The organism is Pseudomonas sp. FG86, assembly GCF_057808775.1.
Genome location: NZ_JBMDIS010000004.1, coordinates 118,596 through 132,092, shown reverse-complemented (window position 1 = coordinate 132,092; position 13,497 = coordinate 118,596). Strand labels below are relative to the sequence as shown.

The following is a 13,497-nucleotide window of genomic DNA, read 5'->3' as shown; positions in this document are numbered from 1 at the left end:
AGGATTCACTTCATCAACTTCTTAACCCCTGACGGAGAGTCAACGATGCCTATCATCAACAGCCAAGTAAAACCGTTCAAAGCTACCGCATACAAAAACGGCAACTTCGTAGACGTGACCGACGCTGACCTGAAAGGCAAATGGTCTGTAGTGTTCTTCTACCCAGCCGACTTCACCTTCGTTTGCCCTACCGAGCTGGAAGACCTGGCTGACAACTACGCCGAGTTCCAGAAACTGGGCGTGGAAATCTACAGTGTTTCCACCGACACCCACTTCGCTCACGCTGCCTGGCACAACACTTCGCCAGCCATCGGCAAGATCCAGTACACCATGATCGGCGACCCGACCCTGACCATCTCCCGCAACTTCGACGTACTGATCGAAGAAGCTGGCCTGGCAGACCGCGGCACCTTCGTCATCAACCCTGAAGGTCAGATCAAGATCGTTGAGCTGAACGACGGTGGTGTTGGCCGTGACGCTTCCGAGCTGCTGCGCAAAATCAAGGCAGCCCAGTACGTCGCTGCTCACCCAGGTGAAGTGTGCCCAGCCAAGTGGAAAGAAGGCGAGGCCACCCTGGCGCCGTCCCTGGACCTGGTCGGCAAGATCTAAGTCTGTGAAGTATCAAGGGCGGATTACCGCACCTAAGTAAGCAACACCGCCCTCGAAACGCCCGGGCGAGATTCGCTCGGGCGTTTTTTTGTCTGCAATAAACCGAATGAACAGGAAATCGCCCGTATGTTGGACGCCAATCTTAAAGCTCAGTTGAAGTCATACCTGGAACGGGTCACCCAGCCGATCGAGATCGTCGCCTCCCTCGACGACGGCGCGAAATCCCAGGAAATGCTTGCCCTTTTGCAGGACGTAACCAGCCTCACCACGCTGATTACCCTGAAAACCGATGGCGATGATGCGCGCAAGCCGTCGTTCTCCATCAACCGCCCGGGTGCCGATATCAGCCTGCGTTTCGCCGGTATCCCCATGGGTCATGAATTCACTTCGTTGGTGTTGGCCCTGCTGCAAGTCGGTGGCCACCCGTCGAAGGCCAGTGTCGAAGTGATTGAACAGATTCGCGCCCTTAAAGGCGAGTTCAGCTTCGAGACGTACTTCTCGCTGTCCTGCCAGAACTGCCCGGACGTGGTCCAGGCGCTGAACCTGATGGCTGTGCTGAACCCGAACATACGCCACGTCGCCATCGACGGCGCGCTGTTCCAGGCGGAAGTCGATGAGCGCCAGATCATGGCGGTGCCCAGTGTCTACCTCAACGGGGTGAACTTCGGCCAAGGCCGCATGGGCCTGGAAGAAATCCTCGCCAAGCTCGACACCAGCGGCATCGAAAAAGCCGCTGAGAAAATCAGCGCCAAGGACGCCTTTGATGTACTCGTCGTCGGTGGTGGCCCGGCCGGTTCGGCAGCCGCCATCTACGCAGCGCGCAAAGGCATCCGTACCGGCGTGGCAGCCGAACGTTTCGGCGGTCAGGTGCTGGACACCATGTCCATCGAGAACTTTATTTCGGTACAGGAAACCGAAGGGCCGAAACTGGCCAGCGCGCTCGAAGCCCATGTGCGCCAGTACGACGTCGACATCATGAACCTGCAGCGCGCCAGCAGCCTGATCCCGGCGAAAAATGCCGGTGAGCTGCACGAAATTCGCTTTGAAAGCGGTGCGACGCTCAAGTCCAAGACAGTGATCCTGGCCACTGGCGCCCGCTGGCGCGAAATGGGTGTGCCGGGGGAGCAGGAATACAAGGCCAAGGGCGTGTGTTTCTGCCCGCACTGCGATGGCCCGCTGTTCAAAGGCAAGCGCGTGGCCGTGATTGGCGGCGGTAACTCCGGCGTCGAAGCCGCCATTGACCTGGCAGGTATCGTCAGCCACGTCACGCTGCTCGAGTTTGACAGCAAGCTGCGCGCCGATGCGGTGCTGCAACGCAAGTTGTACAGCCTGCCCAACGTTGACGTGATCACCAGCGCGTTGACCAGTGAAGTCAAGGGGGATGGCCAGAAAGTCACCGGCCTGGCATACAAGGATCGCGACAGCGGCGAGTTCAAGACCCTCGAGTTGGAAGGCATCTTTGTGCAGATCGGCTTGCTACCCAACACCGACTGGCTCAAAGGCACCGTGGAGCTGACGCCCCGTGGCGAGATCATTGTCGACGCCCGTGGCGAAACCTCATTGCCCGGTGTATTCGCTGCCGGTGACGTGACCACGGTGCCGTACAAGCAGATTGTGATCGCGGTTGGAGAGGGCGCCAAGGCTTCCCTGAGTGCGTTCGATCACCTGATTCGGACGTCCGCTCCGGCGTAAATCCGGGCCCGGAAATGAAAAACCCCATGAGCGATCATGGGGTTTTTTCGTTTACAGCGGCGCTGGCTGAATGATCTCAACCCAGTACGCATCCGGGTCTTTGATGAACGCCAGGCTTTTCATGCGACCATCGGTCAGGCGCTTCTGGAAATCGCAACCCAAGGCTTCGAAACGTTCGCATGCCGCCACGATATCCGGCACCGAAATGCAGATATGGCCAAAGCCGCGCGGATCGGTGTTGCCGTTGTGGTAGGCAAAGTCGGCATCGTTTTCGGTGCCATGGTTGTGGGTCAGTTCCAGGATGCCTGGGATCGACTTCATCCACTGGGTGCGCTCGGCAGCGTCGGCCGGGATCTGGGCCTTATCCACCAACGCCAGGAAGTACAGGCTGAATTCGGCTTCCGGGAAGTCGCGTTTTTCAACCAGGGAGAAACCCAGTACGCGGGTGTAGAAATCCAGCGACTTGGTGATGTCCTTGACCCGCAGCATGGTGTGGTTGAACACGAAGTTCGCGGTGGCGGTGTCAGGTTGGGCGGTGACGCCCGGGAAAGTGTTCAGATCGTGCAGGCTCATGGGCCCTCCAGAAAAAAATCGGGCAAATGCGGCTCGATGTGAGATGAGCGGTCCCTTGGCTTGCGGCTGGCATCCGTGCAGCCGAACCATGATACGCAAGGCCTGCGCGCAGCGCCAAATGAAAAAGCCCACACGGACCTTGCGGCCCGTGGGTGCCGAGGCTCAAACTTTGTCGCTTGAACCTTGGGCGTTTTTTGCAATGATCGAATTTCGTAGACCGCTGTTGAGTTCCTTGTGTTTGCTGATGGGCAGCCCCTTTGTGCTGGCGGCCGACCCGGAAATTCATTGGCCCAGTGGCTGGCAGGTGGAGGAGGTGGTGCCCGACGACCAGGCACCCGCCAACCCTGCCGCCGTGTCGCGCCAACGGGCCATCAAGAACGATGAAAACGGCAGCACCCTGATGGTCATGGAGTTGACTGGCACGCCGATCGAGGCCGGGCATAAAGTTAATCTTCAGGGGGTATTGCTGGAAATGCGTAAATCCATCCAGAAGGATTTTGCCCAAGGCGGTTATCAAAGCGTTTGCACCAAGATGCACCCCACGACGTTGAGTCGCCTCGATGCGCTCGAAACTACTTGCGTGATTACCGAAAACGGGCGGCATGTGCTGTCGCAAACATTGGTGGGCGCTGTTGATGTCGATAAAGCCTATGTATTTTCATACGCGGGCCAAGCGCAAGCTTACGAAGCGAGCAAGGATGAAGTCAGTTCGGTGCGTGACAGCTTGAAACTTTGATGGCGTTACATCAATCGTTTTTGAACCGAATGAAATGTTATTTAAGTTCGTTTTCGAACTCGAAAATAAAAAGCCTCGCTTATGCGAGGCTTTTTGTTAGTGCGGTGGATCAGCCGCGAAGCCAGGAGTCTACAGTGGCGGCGCCATACTGTTCTTTCCAGGCTTTCAGGCCGCGGTGATTGCCGCCCTTGGTTTCGATCAGTTCGCCGGTGTGCGGGTTTTGGTAAACCTTGACCACGCGTGCGCGGCGCTGTTTTGGTGCGGCGACAACCGACGCACCGGCCTTGCCCAGGTTGGGATCGAGGATCGAGATGATATCGCGCAGCCCTTTGCCATAGCTCTTCATGAGCGCTTGAAGCTTTTCTTCGAATTCGATTTCTTTCTTCAGGCCGGCATCGTTCTTCAAGGACTCCAGCTGGGCAAGCTGTTCTTGAAGGGCTTTTTCTGCTGCGCGAAATTCGGCGAGTCTGGACAAAATCTGTACTCCAATAGTGTATTTGACTGATATCAACTGCAGACAAAGCTACAAGCCAAGCGCGTTAAGGCGACTCGAGGAAAAAGCCGTCCTGCGGACTTCTGCACAGGCAAGAAAAATTGTAGTAGTTAATCCGTCATGAGTAAATCATGTCTTTTGTCTGAACAACATTATTTCATCGTATTAGTCGCTGGCTATTCAATGGCGGGCCAGGGATTTAATGAATTCATCACAAGGTAAAGGACGACCAAACAGATAACCCTGTAGGAAGTGCACACCGTGTGCGGCAAGGTATTCACATTGCTCTGCTGTTTCCACGCCTTCGGCAACGATGCCCAGGTCGAGCTTGACGGACAGTTCTATGATGCTGTCCAGGATGTGCCGCGAGAGCGCGTCCACACCGATCATGGCGACAAAACTTTGATCGATCTTCAAGTAGTCCACATTGAAGTTACGCAAGTAACCCAGGCTGGAATGACCCGTGCCGAAGTCGTCGATGGCGATCATGACGCCCAGCGCATGCAAGGCGTCGAACAGGCGGCGGGTGATGTCCGTGGGCTCGATCAACTCACGTTCGGTCAGCTCCAGTACCAGTGTGACCTGGCCAGGCGTGAAGGCCGCCAGAAACTCCCGGCAGTCTTCCACGAGCGCCAGGTCCTCGCAGTGGCGGGCGGTAATATTCACGCCGATATGAAAGCCTGGGCTGAAGCGCGCGGCATGGGGCGCCAGTTGCGCGGCTGTTTGGCGTAGCAGCGCGCGGGTCATCGGTACGATCAGGCCGCAATCCTCGGCCAGCGGAATGAACAGGTCGGGGCGCACCAGGCCTTCCTTGGGGTGTTTCCAGCGCATCAGCACTTCACAGCCCGCCCACTGGCGGGTATCGCCGCGGACCACGGGTTGAAAATAAGGCATGAACTCGTTGGCCCCCAACGCGCGCTGTAACTCATGGGAGGGGGCCGACACGCGTTTTTGCAGCCAGTGCGCAAGCAGGCCCGCCAGGATGCCGAAGAACACGACCAGGCTGAACATCGCCGGGTAGCGCGCTTGCATATAACGCCAGGTTTCACCCGCCGGCATACCGGCTTCGACGCTGTAGTGATAGCGCGGCGAGACCAGGTGGTGGTGGGCCACCGCGAACTGCGGCACGGCCGTGTCATGCACGTTGCCCTCAGCGTCCAGCCAATGGGGACCCACTTGCAGGACCAATTGCGCATAGCGGCTGATCAGGCGCAGGGCGTTGGTCAGGTGGTATCCATCGATCGAGGCAAAGGCACCTTGGTCGCCTTCGACCAGGCGATAGACCAGCAGCGCGGTATCCGGTGTGACCGGGTTGCCATTCATCAACCACAGGCGACCGTCCACATAATCATCCGGATTGACCTGCGATGCGTAGTGGCTGCCGAACAATGAGCTGCAATAGATGTTTTCCTGCCAGGACAAGGTGGTGGCGCGTACGAACGGTCGGCGCGTGACCTGTTCGCGCAAGGCCAATTGCGTAGCGGCGTCGCAGGGTTGGCCGGCCAGCGGGAGCAAGGCTTGGGCCGCCAGTGCGGTGTTGTCGAGCATCAGGTCGAACTGGCGCACGGCCTCCTGGGCCGTCTGGGCCGTGCTCTGTTCAAGCGTGCCTTCGGCTTGCCAGTACAGGATGACGACGCCCAGCAGGATCGGCAGCAGCCCGGACAATGCACTGATCGAGTAGCGTGTGAAGGGCTTTCGAGGACCTTGGACGGTGAGCGGCATGAGTTCTACGGCCTGTTACACAGTGGGGGAATGTACCGGTAGGCCGGTCAGGGATGCGTCGATGATAGATGGCCGGCTGGAAATATGCTCGCCATTCCCGGGGCCTGTGCCATCGCGATAAAGGCCAGCGTGGCAGGAGACGACTGGCGCCGGTCCAGCACGGCCAGGCCAATCTGGCGCGGCACGCGGGGTGACAACGCGCGTTTGACATAGCGCGGGTCGCTTGCCTGGGGTAAGGAGGCTTCTGCCACGATGCTCAGGCCATCGCCACGACTGACCGCTTCCAGGGTGCTGAGCAGTTGGGCGCAGCGATAGCGTACCTTCGGCTGCAACCGGGCCGCGCTGAATAGGCGAGTGACCAACTCCGAGGAGCCGGCCTCGGTGAGAATGAACGGATCGTCACACAGGTCTCGCAGGGTCAGGGCCTCTCGTGCGGCCAGGGGATGATCGGCGGGCAACAGCGCCACCAACTGGTCTTCGAACACCGCAAAGGTGTCGAGGCGCTCTTGTTCCAGTACCACGAAACCGACGTCGATACGCCGCTCATCCAGCCACTGGAGTACTTGCCGATCAGGCCCCTCGTCCACGTGCACTTCGATGCCGGAATGCGCTGCGCGAAACCGCCTGAGAATGCTCGGCAGCAAGCGATTCGACGCAGTGGGCCCAAACGAACCGATGCGCAAGGTGCCGCGCTTCATGCCTCGGGCATCGGCGGCCTCCTGTTGCAGGGTGTTGGCCAGGCCCAGCATGGCACGGGCGCGTCCGAGTAATTGCTGGCCAATATCGCTCGGCTCCACCAGGGTCTGGTGACGTCGAAACAGTTCCACGCCCAACTCCTGCTCCAGCGCCTTGATGGCGTGGGATACCGCAGATTGGCTGATGCCCAGCCGGTGGGCCGCACTGGTAAAGCCTTGCAGCTCGGCAACCAGGGCAAAGATTTCCAATTGAGTCAGGGTCATGAGCAAACACTCATTTTACGATGAGGAGGTATTAGCAAAAGAATAACTGCATTCTTTCGCCCCTCGAGCAACTTTCTATGAGCCCCAGCCCGGATCGCCTGACTTACTGCAAACTCGCCGCCGTCACCATGGTCTGGGGCGGCACCTTCGTCGCCGGGCGTTACCTGGCCGATCAGATCAATCCATTGCTGGCCGCCAGCCTGCGTTTTCTCCTGGCGAGCCTGGCGCTGCTGCTGTACCTGGCTTGCGCGCGCATTGCGCTGGTACGCCCAAGCCCCCGCCAACTGGCACGGTTGGCGGTATTGGGGTTTTTTGGGATCTTTTTCTACAACCTGTGCTTCTTCTATGGGCTGCAGTACATCAATGCCTCGCGGGCATCACTGATCGTCGCGCTGAACCCGGCGGTGATCGGCCTGGCATCCTGGCTGTGGTTCAAGGAGCGCCTGGGTCGCGCCCAGTGGCTGGGCATCGTGTTGTGCCTGGTTGGCGCGGCGGCGGTGATCGTCAGCCGCAACCCGCACGTGTTGCAGGGGGCCAGCCACGCCTGGATCGGCGACCTGCTCATTCTCGGTTGCGTGGTGGGGTGGGGCGTCTACTCGCTGCTGTCTCGTGGACTCAACCAAAGCCTGGGCCCCTTGCAGACGGTGACCTGGTCGATATTGCTGGGGACGTCGATGCTGGGCACTGCCACGTTGGCCACGGGAAGCTTCACCACCGCAGCACTCGGCAACGTTCATCTGCCACAACTCTTGAGCTTGCTGTACCTGGGTGTGCTGGGCTCGGCCCTGGCGTATATCGGCTACTACGAGGGTATCCGGCGCATTGGCGCGACACGTTCCGGGGTATTTATCGCGCTCAATCCGCTGACGGCCGTGATCTGTGGCGCATTGCTGCTGGGAGAGCCTCTGACTGCGCCGATGCTGATGGGGGGCGCGGTCATCCTGCTGGGGATCTACCTATGCAACAAACCCCTTGCGCGGGTCAGGGCAATGGGGATTTGATAAGAGTACGGACAAACTCGGTTACGCTGTGTAGAATCGATTTACGCATACAAGAATATGGACTTGCGCTCACGCAAGCCTCGGCCGTCAGAGACTGATGTAACCATGAAGCTACTCGGCTCCCCCCTCATCTTTGGTGATTTCCTCGCCCGCAGCGTGCGGGGCCTCTCGTGTGCACCGCCCTCGCGCTTCATCCTTGCTGGCAATTGATATCCGTTAATCACAAGCATGATGAGGCGCCGAACATGGCAGACCAATACGAAAACCCGATGGGCCTGATGGGCTTTGAATTTATTGAATTCGCATCGCCCACCCCCGGCACCCTGGAACCGATCTTCGAGATCATGGGCTTCACCAAGGTCGCGACCCACCGTTCCAAGAACGTGGAGCTGTATCGCCAGGGCGAGATCAACCTGATCCTCAACAACGAGCCCCACAGCATCGCCTCGTATTTCGCCGCCGAACACGGCCCGTCGGTGTGTGGCATGGCGTTTCGCGTCAAGGATTCACAAAAAGCCTACAACCGTGCCCTGGAGTTGGGCGCGCAACCGATCCATATCGAAACCGGGCCAATGGAACTGAACCTGCCGGCCATCAAGGGGATTGGCGGAGCACCGCTGTACCTGATCGACCGGTTCGGTGAGGGCAGCTCGATCTATGACATCGACTTCGTGTACCTCGAAGGCGTGGAGCGCAACCCGGTAGGCGCCGGCCTCAAGGTCATCGATCACTTGACCCACAACGTGTACCGCGGGCGCATGGCTTACTGGGCCAACTTCTACGAGAAGCTGTTCAATTTCCGTGAAGCCCGCTACTTCGACATCAAGGGTGAATACACCGGCCTGACTTCCAAGGCCATGAGCGCCCCGGATGGCATGATCCGCATCCCGTTGAACGAAGAGTCGTCCAAGGGAGCCGGGCAGATCGAAGAGTTCCTGATGCAGTTCAACGGCGAGGGCATCCAGCACGTGGCGTTCCTCACCGACGACCTGGTCAAGACCTGGGACGCGTTGAAGCGCATTGGCATGCGTTTCATGACTGCGCCGCCGGACACCTACTACGAAATGCTCGAAGGCCGCCTGCCGAACCACGGCGAACCCGTGGACCAACTGCAAGCGCGTGGCATTCTGTTGGACGGCTCGTCCATTGAAGGCGACAAGCGCCTGTTGCTGCAGATTTTCTCGGAAACCCTGATGGGCCCGGTGTTCTTCGAATTCATCCAGCGTAAGGGCGACGATGGGTTCGGGGAGGGCAACTTCAAGGCGTTGTTCGAGTCGATCGAGCGTGACCAGGTACGTCGCGGTGTATTGAGCGCCGACTGAACAAAAAACCGCCCGGTCGAGGTCTGCCTCGGCCGGGCGGTTTTTTTTGCCTGGCGTCAGGCTTTTCGCTGGCGCACCAGGTGCTTGAAGCCTTCATATACCAGCACCATCACCGCCAGCCAGATCGGAATGTACGTCAGCCATTGCCCGGCCTTGATCCCTTCACCCAGCAGCAACGCCACGCCGAGCAGCAGCACCGGCTCCACATAGCTGAGCAGGCCGAACAGGCTGAACGCCAGCAAGCGGCTGGCAATGATATAGCTCACCAGCGCCGAAGCGCTGATCAAGCCCAGCATCGGGATCAGTGCGTACAGCTTCGGATAGGCATCCAGCACCGCGAAGCCTTGTTCGCCGCTTTGCACAAACCACCAGGCCACCGGCAGCATCAACGCCATGTCCAGCCACAACCCGCCCAAGTGGTCGGTTGCCAGGTATTTGCGCACCACGAAATACACCGGGTAGCCGATGATCACCACCAGCGTGGCCCAGGAAAAACCGCCCGCCTGATACAACTCGTTCAGCACCCCCAGGGCGGCGAAGACCACGGCAATCTGTTGCAGGCGCGAAAGGCGTTCGCCATACACCAGGCGCCCGGTCAGCACCATGGTCAGCGGCAGCAGGAAGTACCCCACCGACACGTCCAGGCTGCGCCCGTTGAGCGGCGCCCACATAAACAGCCACAGTTGCACCCCGAGCAAAGCCGAGGACACCACCACCCCGGCAATCAGCCGTGGCTGGGCCGCCAACCTGCGCAACAGTTCCCACACCCGTCGCCATTCGCCAGTGACGAGCATGAACACCGTCATGCACGGCACGGTCAGCAACATGCGCCAGCCAAAAATCTCCAGGCCGCTCAATGGCGTGAGCAATGACGTGAAGTAATACATCACGGCAAATAACACCGAGGCCGATACCGATAACACAACACCTTTAGACACGCTGTCCTCGCGAAAACCGATAGCTAAAAAAGAGGGGGGATTTCAGGCTGGGAATATATTGCTTTTGAGCTGAGACGTTTGCTCTGTTTTGGGGCATCTTATGGGAAATTTTCTCACGCCCAGGGTTCTTACGGATGTCCATCCCCCCGCAGCCACCCCTCGACGCATTCGATGTGGCGATTCTCAAGCACCTGCAACATGACAACACCACCGCCCTGCGGGTGATTGGCGAGCAGGTAAACTTGTCGACGGCTGCCGTGCAGCGGCGAATCAAGCGCATGCAGCAGAGCGGGGTGATCACGGCGAATACGGCGGTGGTCAACCAGGAGGCGCTGGGCAAGCCGATCACGATCCTGGTGGAGGTGCACGCCGAACGCACGCACATCGAAGACCTTGATGTACTCAAGGCGCAGATGTCGATTCCCCAGGTGCAGCAGTGCTATTACGTCACTGGCGATGCGGATTTCATGCTGGTGATCGTGGTGGAGACCATGAAGGCATACGAGACCTTGGCCCGGCAGTTGTTCTACGAGAACCGCAATATCAAGTGGTTCCGCAGCATCGTGGTGATGGACCGGGTCAAGGTCAGCCTGGATGTGCCGCTGGACTGAGCCAGCGGCGCACATCCAAGCGATGGGCGCCGGCTCAAGGTCGTACGATTCGCCCGGAGACGAAGTGGCCCACGTCATTGAACCCCGGCGTCGACGAATGCCCCGGCGTCACCAGCGTGTCAATGAACGCTTCATCCTCAGCGCTGATGTGCACATCCAGCGCTCTCGTGTAGGCGTCCCACTGGGCTTCGGTACGAGGCCCGACGATCGCCGAACTCACTGCCGAGTTGTTCAGCACCCAGGCAATCGCAAACTCGACCATCCCGACACCGCGCCCCTGGGTGTAGTGCTGGATCTGCTGGGCAATACGCAGTGACTCTACGCGCCACTCGGTTTCCAGGATGCGTTTGTCCTGGCGCGCGGCGCGGCTGCCCGGTTCAGGGGTGACGTCGGGCGCATACTTGCCGCTGAGCACGCCCCGGGCCAATGGGCTGTAAGGCACTACGCCCAGGCCGTACGCGGCGGCGGCGGTGAGCTGTTCGACCTCGGCCTGGCGATTGACGATGTTGTACAGCGGTTGGCTGATGATCGGCTTGTCGACACCCAGGCGCTCGGCCACGCGGATCACCTCGGCAATGCGCCAGCCGCGGTAGTTGGACAGGCCCCAATAGCGGATCTTGCCTTGGCGAATCAGGTCGCCGATCGCCGACACGGTCACCTCCAGCGGCGTGCCGTGGTCTTCACGGTGCAGGTAGTAGATGTCCAGGTAATCCGTGTCCAGGCGCCTCAGGCTGGCTTCCAGCGCGTTGAAAATCCGCTTGCGGCTCAAACCGCTGCGGTTGGGTACGCCGTCGACGGGGCCGATGCCGACTTTCGAGGCCACCACCCAGTCCTCGCGATGACGCACGATGGCCTCACCGACGATTTCTTCGGAGCGCCCGCCGGTGTAGACGTCGGCCGTGTCGATAAAGTTGATGCCCTGGTCCCAGGCCTTGTCGATGATGCGCAGCGAGTCCTCGGTGCTGGTCTGTTCGCCAAACATCATGGTGCCCAGGGTCAGCGCGCTGACCTTCAAGCCGGACTGGCCCAGTGTGCGGTAAATCATGGAAAGCTCCTCGAAACGCGCAAATGTACGTTATGCAATACCAGACTCGCAGGCTCTGGAACAAGCCCTGCGCGCGTTTCTTCATGCGTTCAGCAAGGCCTGGCAGCGCACCTGTAAAAAACGGTGCAACACCTTCACCCGCTCCGACACTTGCAGGCGGTGGGGGCACATCAGGTTGAACGGCGTCGGTTCGCCTTGCCAATCCGGCAGCAGTTGCACCAGGCGTCCGGCCTTGAGGTCGCGGGCGATATCCAGGTTGGCCTTATAGGCGATGCCATGTCCGGCCAATGCCCAGCGACGCACGATTTCACCGTCATCGCTCAGGTAATCGCCCGTCACCTCGACTTCCTGGAGCACGGCGCCTTGGCGAAAGTACCAGGTGTTGTTGGCGCGCCCCTGGCGCATGTAGCGCAGCGTGTTGTGTTGCGCCAGCTCCGTCGGGGTGCGCGGCGTGCCATGGCGCGCCAGGTAGTCGGGGCTGGCGCAGGGGATGCGTCGATGATCGGGCACCACCGGCAGCGCCACCAGGCTGGAGTCCCGGGGGACACCGAACCGCAGGGCGATGTCGACGGTTTCGCGGAACAGGTCGGCATTGCTGTCGTTGAGCATCAATTGCAAACGGATGTTGGGGTGCTCGAGCTTGAACGCATCCAGCCAGCCCAGTACCACGTTGCGCCCGAAATCCGACGGCGCCGCCAACTGCAGCAGCCCGGTCAAGCCGTGGCTTTGCTGCCTGAGCGCTTGCTCACCCTCGGCCAGCGTCGCCAACGCCTCGCGCACGCTGTCGAGGTAACGCCGACCTTCCTCGGTCAGGCGCATGCTGCGTGTGGAGCGCGCCAGCAGGCGACTGCCCAGGCGGGTTTCCAGGCGCTTGAGGGCGATGCTGGCGGCGGCCGGGCTCAGCCCCAGGCTGCGTGCGGCGGCAGACAGGCTGCCGGTGTCGGCGGTGCGCACAAAGACTTCCAGGTCGAGAATCGAGCTCATTTATAAAAATCCTTTAAAGATCCTGTCGTTTTACCGGGATTTTTCGTCGATTGCCAAGCTGGGAAGATGAACGCTCACTTTCTAACCCAGGACATTTCCCCATGACATCCTCCCTCAGCGGTCAAACCGTGATCGTAATCGGCGGCAGCAGCGGTATCGGTGCCGCCGTGGCCAAGGCGGCGACCGCACGTGGTGCGCAGGTGGTGTTGGCCGGCCGACGCCTGTCCTCCGGCGTCGATAACGGCGTGCGCCGCGAACCGGTGGACGTGACCGACGCCAACTCCCTCCAGCAACTGTTCGAACGCGTGGGGCGCTTTGACCACCTGGTCTATACCTCGGGCCCTTCGGTACGGGCCAAACCCCTGGTCGAAACGGACCTGGACGAAGCCCAGGACAATTTCAACGTGAAGCTCTGGGGTTCACTGCGCGCCATCCAGTTGGCCCTGCCTTTTATGCATGAGCGCGGCAGCATCAGCCTGACCTCTGGCCAGTTGGGGAGAAAATTGGCACCGGGGCAGTTCATCAAGACCGGCATCAACGCCGCCACTGAAGCATTGGGCAAGCAACTGGCCAAGGAGCTGGCACCGCGTCGGGTCAATGTGATCAGCCCAGGCGTGATCGACACACCGGCGTATGCCGGGCTGGCTGAAGAACAACGGCTGGCGATGTTTGCCAAGGCGGGCGGCGCGTTGCCAGTAGGGCGTGTGGGGCAAGCGGAGGAGGTGGCGGCCGGGTATGTGCTGGCCATGGAGAATGGCTTTATGACCGGTGCCGTGATCGATATCGACGGCGGCGGTCTGCTGTAGCGCTGT

Annotated in this window: 14 protein-coding genes; 7 read left to right on the top strand and 7 right to left on the bottom strand. The window is 60.0% G+C overall.

The annotated features are described in order from the left end of the window. Window positions 1–45 precede the first annotated feature (45 nt). Together ahpC and ahpF are read left to right on the top strand one after the other, a co-directional pair. Complete coding sequence (gene ahpC / locus ACODSV_RS04045; protein WP_003173835.1) at window positions 46–609, top strand: alkyl hydroperoxide reductase subunit C; 564 nt, start codon at window positions 46–48, stop codon at window positions 607–609. A 126-nt stretch (window positions 610–735) separates the two neighbouring features. Then, entirely contained in the window at window positions 736–2,301 is a 1,566-nt protein-coding gene (ahpF, locus tag ACODSV_RS04040) for an alkyl hydroperoxide reductase subunit F (protein WP_069076033.1), read from the top strand. A gap of 51 nt (window positions 2,302–2,352) precedes the next feature. Here the strand turns inward: ahpF and gloA are convergent, their stop codons facing one another. Beyond that, window positions 2,353–2,874, bottom strand: coding sequence for a lactoylglutathione lyase (gene gloA / locus ACODSV_RS04035; RefSeq protein ID WP_024075354.1), 522 nt, complete (start codon window positions 2,872–2,874; stop codon window positions 2,353–2,355). A 199-nt stretch (window positions 2,875–3,073) separates the two neighbouring features. Here gloA and ACODSV_RS04030 point away from each other — a divergent pair, with 199 nt between their 5' ends. Then, entirely contained in the window at window positions 3,074–3,610 is a 537-nt protein-coding gene (locus tag ACODSV_RS04030) for a DUF4946 domain-containing protein (RefSeq protein ID WP_069076032.1), read from the top strand. A gap of 109 nt (window positions 3,611–3,719) precedes the next feature. Here the strand turns inward: ACODSV_RS04030 and ACODSV_RS04025 are convergent, their stop codons facing one another. From ACODSV_RS04025 to ACODSV_RS04015, 3 genes are all read right to left on the bottom strand, one after another. Further along, on the bottom strand, window positions 3,720–4,085 hold the full coding sequence (locus ACODSV_RS04025; RefSeq protein WP_024075356.1) for a histone-like nucleoid-structuring protein, MvaT/MvaU family: 366 nt from the start codon (window positions 4,083–4,085) through the stop codon (window positions 3,720–3,722). A gap of 198 nt (window positions 4,086–4,283) precedes the next feature. Then, window positions 4,284–5,825, bottom strand: a complete 1,542-nt coding sequence (locus ACODSV_RS04020) for an EAL domain-containing protein (protein ID WP_024075357.1) — start codon at window positions 5,823–5,825, stop codon at window positions 4,284–4,286. A gap of 47 nt (window positions 5,826–5,872) precedes the next feature. Next, a complete protein-coding gene (locus ACODSV_RS04015) occupies window positions 5,873–6,784 on the bottom strand; it encodes a LysR family transcriptional regulator (protein WP_150053995.1) in 912 nt (303 codons plus the stop codon). Between the two features lie 77 nt (window positions 6,785–6,861). Here ACODSV_RS04015 and ACODSV_RS04010 point away from each other — a divergent pair, with 77 nt between their 5' ends. Next, a complete protein-coding gene (locus ACODSV_RS04010) occupies window positions 6,862–7,785 on the top strand; it encodes a DMT family transporter (RefSeq protein ID WP_150053996.1) in 924 nt (307 codons plus the stop codon). 245 nt (window positions 7,786–8,030) lie between these two features. Next, the gene (gene hppD, locus ACODSV_RS04005; protein ID WP_150053997.1) at window positions 8,031–9,107 is read left to right on the top strand and encodes a 4-hydroxyphenylpyruvate dioxygenase; all 1,077 of its coding nucleotides are present in this window, start codon (window positions 8,031–8,033) and stop codon (window positions 9,105–9,107) included. A gap of 56 nt (window positions 9,108–9,163) precedes the next feature. Here the strand turns inward: hppD and rarD are convergent, their stop codons facing one another. Further along, window positions 9,164–10,045 carry an EamA family transporter RarD gene (gene rarD / locus ACODSV_RS04000; RefSeq protein WP_102623395.1) on the bottom strand — a complete coding sequence of 294 codons (882 nt, stop codon included), beginning with the start codon at window positions 10,043–10,045 and terminating at the stop codon, window positions 9,164–9,166. A gap of 134 nt (window positions 10,046–10,179) precedes the next feature. Here rarD and ACODSV_RS03995 point away from each other — a divergent pair, with 134 nt between their 5' ends. After that, complete coding sequence (locus ACODSV_RS03995; protein ID WP_024075362.1) at window positions 10,180–10,656, top strand: Lrp/AsnC family transcriptional regulator; 477 nt, start codon at window positions 10,180–10,182, stop codon at window positions 10,654–10,656. A 34-nt stretch (window positions 10,657–10,690) separates the two neighbouring features. Here ACODSV_RS03995 and ACODSV_RS03990 read toward each other — a convergent pair whose 3' ends face one another. Both ACODSV_RS03990 and ACODSV_RS03985 read right to left on the bottom strand, forming a co-directional pair. Further along, a complete protein-coding gene (locus tag ACODSV_RS03990; protein ID WP_150053998.1) occupies window positions 10,691–11,701 on the bottom strand; it encodes an aldo/keto reductase in 1,011 nt (336 codons plus the stop codon). Window positions 11,702–11,782: 81 nt separating this feature from the next. Beyond that, the gene (locus tag ACODSV_RS03985; RefSeq protein ID WP_150053999.1) at window positions 11,783–12,685 is read right to left on the bottom strand and encodes a LysR family transcriptional regulator; all 903 of its coding nucleotides are present in this window, start codon (window positions 12,683–12,685) and stop codon (window positions 11,783–11,785) included. Between the two features lie 101 nt (window positions 12,686–12,786). On the opposite strand from ACODSV_RS03985, the gene ACODSV_RS03980 reads away from it, so the two are divergent. After that, window positions 12,787–13,491 (top strand): SDR family oxidoreductase, encoded by a 705-nt coding sequence (locus ACODSV_RS03980; protein ID WP_150054000.1) that lies wholly within the window; start codon window positions 12,787–12,789, stop codon window positions 13,489–13,491. Window positions 13,492–13,497: the final 6 nt, after the last annotated feature.